Below are 1,384 nucleotides of genomic sequence, written 5' to 3'. Positions count from 1 at the left end.
TCTCTTCTATTGTGGGCGTGGGCTTCCTGGTATGGTATGCGGTTACCAAGCACTGGGCGCTGGTTCCGATTTTTGTGATCGGTATACTGGTTCTGGGTGGTCTCACCAGTTTGCTCAGCGCCAAGATCAAAACCATGCAACGCTCCATCAACCGGGCTTCGAACAAAATGTCCGGGGTAATCACCGAATCGCTGCGCAACATCGAGCTGGTCAAAAGTCTGGGCCTGACCTACCCTGAAGTACGCCGCCTGCGCGAGCATACCGAACGCATTTTTGAGTTGGAAATGGAGAAAGTAAAGCGGGTGCGCACGCTCTCTTTCCTGCAGGGCACGGTCTTGAATCTGCTCAAGCAATCCATCCTGTTCACGCTGCTGTGGCTCATTTTCCGGGATGTGCTGACGACGGGCGAGCTGATCTCGATGCAGTTTATTTCGGTGAGCATTTTTGGCCCGCTGCAGGATTTAGGCACCATCATCCTTACCTACCGCGAAGCCGAGGCCTCGCTCCAGAACTTTGATGTGCTCATGAACAAGCCTGTCGAGACACGTCCTGAGCTGGCCATTGACATCGGCCCTTTGCAACAGCTGCGTTTCGAAAACGTGGTATTCCATCACAGAGGCGCTAAACAGAATGCAGTGGATGGCATTTCGTTTGAAGCCAACACCGGGGACACCATCGCCTTCGTCGGGCCATCGGGATCGGGTAAGTCTACGCTGGTAAAGCTGCTGGTTGGCCTCTATACACCGCTCAGCGGCGAGGTATACTACAACAATTTCCCGACGCACGAGATCTGGCTGAACGCAGCCCGGCGGCAGTTGGGTTTTGTGACCCAGGAAACGAACCTGTTCTCGGGTACCATCAAAGAAAATCTGCTGTATGTAAAGCCCGACGCCACCGACGAGGAAATCATTATGGCCATGCAGAAAGCATCGTGCCTCAACCTGCTGTCCCGTTCCGAGAAGGGCATTCATACCCAGATCGGCGAAGGCGGACTGAAAATGTCGGGTGGCGAGAAGCAGCGTCTTTCTATTGCCCGGGCTCTTATCCGCAATCCGCGCCTGCTCATTTTTGATGAAGCCACCTCCGCCCTCGATTCCCTGACCGAGGAGGAAATCACGGCCACTGTCCGGGAAATATCGGACCTCCGCGAGCAGATCACCATCCTCATCGCCCACCGCCTCTCCACGATCATGCACGCCGACACGATCTACGTGCTGGAGCGCGGCAAGATTGTGGAGCAGGGTAACCACGTGGAGCTAGTGGAGCAGAAGGGCCTCTACTACGCCATGTGGCGCCAGCAGATCGGGGAACGAAAGCAGGAGTTGATCCGCTAAGGTATGGCGGCGGCCCCAAAGACCTCGCAGTGTGCGCAGCTCCTGCGAGT

1 protein-coding gene is annotated in these 1,384 nt (G+C 55.9%); it reads left to right on the top strand.

Annotated features, from left to right (window positions below):
* Positions 1 to 1,334 (top strand): ABC transporter ATP-binding protein (locus OB13_RS13455; RefSeq protein ID WP_461490685.1); only part of this gene is annotated, 1,334 nt, incomplete at its 5' end.
* Between the last annotated feature and the right edge of the window lie 50 nt (positions 1,335 to 1,384).

Source organism: Pontibacter sp. HJ8, assembly GCF_054824225.1.
The sequence above is the reverse complement of the archived record's forward strand: the minus strand, read 5'-3'. Positions and strand labels throughout refer to the sequence as shown.